The sequence below is a fragment of the Methylobacterium sp. CCH5-D2 genome, from assembly GCF_001556475.1.
Taxonomy (GTDB): Bacteria; Pseudomonadota; Alphaproteobacteria; order Rhizobiales; family Beijerinckiaceae; genus Methylobacterium; species Methylobacterium hispanicum.
The window spans coordinates 1-4,492 of record NZ_LSIX01001007.1; the positions used below are offsets into that span (position 1 = coordinate 1).

Genomic DNA, 4,492 nt, shown 5'->3' on the forward strand with positions numbered 1-4,492 from the left:
GGCCGATGTCGGCGATGTTGCCCGAGCCCACGACGAAGCCCGCGCCCTGCAGGAAAACCTGCACGCCGGTCTGGAGCTGGTCGGTCAGCTCGACCTCGACCACGGTCGCCTCGATCACCACCTGGGCGGGCGGCACGTCGAGGGCGCGCAGCACCTCGCGCACCTTCTTGAAGAGGCTGTAGTTCGAGTAGACGAGCAGCGCGTTGCTGGTCTTGTCCGCCACGATGCGGGTACCCTGCTGGCCTGCGCCGAGACCGCCGCCGGACGCGGCCTCGGCCGGCGGTCCGCCGCGCGGCAGGCCGTTGCCGGGGCCGTTCGCGTAGGGGTAGGGCAGGGCGCCGTCCTCGACCGAGGCCGGCGAGAGGCGCGGGATGGGTGCGGGGTCCCGCACGGCCTCACCGCCCCGCCCGCCCAGGCCGCCGGGTCCGCCAGGTCCGCCCGCGAGCGTGCCGGCCCGTCCGCCGCCGCCGGCTTGGCCGCTGCCGAAGATCACCGCGAGGCGCTGCGCGATCTCGTCGGCCACGAGATGCTGCAGCGGGATGACCCGCAGCGAGACCTCGTCGCGCACCTCTGTGTCCATCGCCTCGGCGAGCCGCCGGACGCCGTCGATCATGCCGGGCGCCTTGGAGGAGACCAGCAGCGCCTGCTGCCCGTCGAGCGGCACGATGCTGACCGGATCGGAATTGCGGCTGCGGAAGAACTCGGTGAGCTGGCCGGCGATCTTCTCAGGCGCGCTCTGGCGCAGCGGGATCACGGCGACGCGATCCTCGGTCAGCCCGGTCTGGACCAGCCCCTTGATCAGCTTCTCGGCCTGGTCGATCTCGGCGGCGGTCGCCCGCACCAGGATCGTGTCGGGGTTGTTCGTCTGCACGAGCTCGATGCTCGGCGGCACGATCTGACGGGCGAGCGCGAGCAGGTCGCCGCCCGCGCCCTTGCGCAGGCGCAGGATCCGCGTCGTCCGCTCGCCGACGCGGCCGGCCTGGCCGGTGGCCTCGATGGAGCCGATCAGCTCCGGCTTGCCGATGTGGAAGACGCCGTTGATGCTGCGCATCTCGAGGCCGTTGCGGGCCAGGATGTCGCGCACGACCTGCAGCACCTGGGCCTTCGGCACCGGCTCCTCGGTGCGGAAGGTGACCGAGCCGCCCAGATCCTCCGGCGCGATGTAGCTGAGCCCGAGCGCGCCCCCGAGCATCTGCTTGAGGACGTAGTCGAGCGTGGCCTTGCGGAAGTCGACCGAGACTTTCTGGTCGGGGTCGAAGCGGCGCCCGAGCGAGTTCTGGAGCGCGGCGACGTCGCCCTCCACGGCTTCGTCGGCGGCCGCGTAGTTGAGCTTCAGCGTGCCGAGGTAGCCGGTCACCGTCCCCGCCCGGTTGTAGCCGAGCGGCGGCGCGTTGACCCGGCGCACGTCGATGTCCTGCGCCTCGCGGGTGCCCTCGCCGGTCCAGAGGCGCGGCCGATCCTCGCCCGTGTACAGGACGCTGCGCTGGTTGCGCGCCGAGAGGAAGCGGCCGTCGCAGTTGCGGGGCGTGACGTCCTTGTCGTTGACGACCGCGATGCCGGCCGTCGTGTCGGGATCGGTGCAGGCGTCCCCCGCGATGCTGACGCAGCCCGCCACGGGCAGGAGCAGCGGCGCGAGGAAGACCAGCGTGTGCGCGGTGCGGAACATCGGATCGGTTGATCGACTCTTCGCCAGGGAGAGGGCGCCGGCAGGTCCGGATCCCGCGATGCGTCTCCGCCGCCCCGACCGTCCGCGGTCGGACGGTCGGGGCGGCGGAAAGCCCTGAAGGCTCAGCCTCCGGGGTTAGGCTGCACTTCTTAACAAGCCGCTAACCATGATCAGAATTTCTGCAGAAACGCAGGATCGATCAACGCGATGTTAGGTTCTATGCGCTTGTGCAGATGGCACGTCGCAATATTGGCTCAGAAGAGCCGTCGCGATCGATGCGCGCGGATCTGGGATGTGTGCGCGACGCTTGCGTGGGGCCGGCGCCTGACCTGACGTCCGGCGGGCGCTGCGCGGGGCGGCCTTCCTATCCAGCATCTCGCCCGCGCCCTGTCTTCACCGATCCTGCTGTGGCGGATCAGCTCGGGTTCAGGCCGCATCCCCGCCGGCGGTACGCACCGGTACGAAGAGCTCGCGGGCGCGACCGTCCGCCGGCGTCTCCGCTCCGGCATGGAATTCGAGGCAGCCCGTGCCGCGGGGACGATAGCGCTCCTGCTGGGCCAACCAGCCGTCGATGACATCGTACCGGGCGGAGGCGCTCCCGGGTGCCTCCGCCTCCGGGATGACCGCGTACATGCCCGCGCCCGTCTCGAAGGCGTGGATCCCGCGCCCCGCCAGCGCCCGGATCTCGGACGGCAGGGCCGCGTGGACAAGACAGCAATCGACCCGGATCTGTTCGGGCGGCGTGATGCGCGGGTCGTCGTGGACGACCCGCAGGAGGCGGCGGTCGGGGCCGGTGCCGAGATCGGGCGGCAGGTCCTGGAGGAAGTCGCGCCACTGCACGTGGGCGTCGCACCCGGATCCGAGATAGCGCCGGCCGAGGCAGGTGATGGCCGCGACCCTGCGGATCGCGACGGTCCGCAAGGTCCCGGGATCGACGGCGCCCGTGCCGCGGCCCGCGGCGCGCCGGTAGCTCGCCGGGGAGCGGCCGAAGCGTCCGGTGAAGGCGCGGGTGAAGGCGGCCTGGCTGCCGTACCCCACCGCTAGGGCGATGGCCACGATCGGCTCCCGCGACCCGCGCAGATGCAGGGCCGCCGCGTCCAGCCGGATGCGGCGGATGTAGTCGCTCACCGTCTCGCCGGTCCGCGTCTGGAACAGCCTCAGGAAGTGGAACTGCGACAGGCCGACCGAGGCCGCGAGGGCCGCGGTCGTGGGCGGCGTGTCCAGCCGCGCCTCCGCGAAGCGCATGGCCGCGGCGATCCGGACATCGGCGATGCGACGGAACGGCTGTCCGTGCCCGCATCGGCCCGCCGGACCGCGTTCGAAGGCGTTGCTCGCCCCGGTCAGATCAGGAGTCGGCACGTCTCCGCCCCAAGCCTCATCTCGCAAGGTCTCTCGCGATACTATGTCCGGTCACGTACGCTCGTAGGATGCCGGCGTTCCGTACAGCAAGGTTGCGGGGCGGGAATCTTTTGATCCAGCGTCTCAGGCCGGCCCTCAAGACAGGCGAATTGCCTTGCGGAACGGTAGAGTGGGGCGGCTCGACAGATCGCGGCGGCTCGAGAGCGTGGGGCCCGGGACGTGATCCGGCACCGTCGGGCACGGTTCCGGGGGAGGACCCGGATCATCTATCGATCGCGGCGCCGGGGTCTGGATCGGGCGGTCGAGATCGGACATGGATTGGCCGATCGTCCGGCCTCACCGTCCGCCGGGTTCACCGCGCGCTAATCCTGCGCCCACAGAATTGATCCCGCGCCCTTCCGCGCCGCACGAGAGCTTAAGCCGTGGCCGAAGTCGCCTCCGACAGCGTCATTCTCAAGATCCTCGTCGGCATGCAGGCCGGCGTCGAGGTCGCCCTCGTGCCCGGCGAGTACGTCCTCGGCACGGGGCCGGAGGACGACATCCAGCTCATCGACGTCAGCATCCGGCCCGGCCATGCCCGGCTCCGGGTCTCGGGGGGCAAGATCGCCCTGGCGGGGGCCGCGGGCGCGCTGCGGACCGCCGCCGGCCTGCAGATCGAGTCCGGGAGTGGCTTCCAGGAGATCGAGCCCCTCGACGTCGTCACCGCCGGGACGACGCGCTTCGCCCTCGGGCATCCGACCTCGCAATGGGCCACCGTGCTGGAGGACGATGCCGCCCCCACGGCCGGTCGGCCGGCTGCGCCGCTGTCCGGGGGGCGGCTTCGGGCGCTCGCGATGCCGCTGGCCGCCCTCGCCCTGCTCGTCGGCTTCGCGCTCTGGCTGCTGATGGGGGGCGGCCTGACCCGGATCGCCGGTACGGCCGATGCGGGGCGCGACGACCTCGTCCTGACGCGGGCGGCCCTCGACCAGTTTCCGTTCGGCCGCGCGATCGCGGCGCGCCAGGAGGTGGACGGGGCGGTCTACGTCTCGGGCTACGTCGATACCCCCGTGGAGCGCCGCGCCCTCGTCGGCGCCGTCGAGAAGACCGGTATCCCCGCCCGGATCCGCCTCTGGGTGCTGCAGACCATCCGGGCCGAGATCGAGAGCCTGATCGCCGCCCAGAAGCTTCCGGTCGGGTTCCAGCTCTCGGAGGACGGCACCCTCGTCCTCGACGGGCTGATCCTGAACGAGGGCCGGGCCGCGCGCTTCGTCGATCTGGTGAAGGACCGCGTCGTGGGCCTGGCCGCCGTCCAGTCGCGGATCCGGACGGCGCAGAGCCTGCTCGGGGAGGTCGAGCGCCTGGCACAGGCGGCGCAGATCCAGCCCTACGTGTTGCTGCGCGTGGTGGACGACCTGATCGAGGCGACGGGCGCGATCCCGGCCGAGAAGGTCGATGCCTTCGTGGGATTCCTGCAGAGCTATGCCCGCC

The 4,492-nt window shown here is 71.7% G+C and carries 3 protein-coding genes; 1 reads left to right on the top strand and 2 read right to left on the bottom strand.

Annotated features, from left to right (window positions below; genetic code table 11):
• Both AX737_RS33750 and AX737_RS27440 read right to left on the bottom strand, forming a co-directional pair.
• Positions 1 to 1,666, bottom strand: a 1,666-nt coding sequence (locus AX737_RS33750; RefSeq protein WP_066927006.1) for a secretin N-terminal domain-containing protein, incomplete at its 3' end; no start/stop codon positions are given.
• A gap of 426 nt (positions 1,667 to 2,092) precedes the next feature.
• A complete protein-coding gene (locus AX737_RS27440) occupies positions 2,093 to 2,911 on the bottom strand; it encodes a helix-turn-helix domain-containing protein (RefSeq protein WP_066927008.1) in 819 nt (272 codons plus the stop codon).
• A gap of 536 nt (positions 2,912 to 3,447) precedes the next feature.
• Here AX737_RS27440 and AX737_RS27445 point away from each other — a divergent pair.
• Positions 3,448 to 4,492 (top strand): FHA domain-containing protein (locus tag AX737_RS27445; RefSeq protein WP_197430741.1); only part of this gene is annotated, 1,045 nt, incomplete at its 3' end.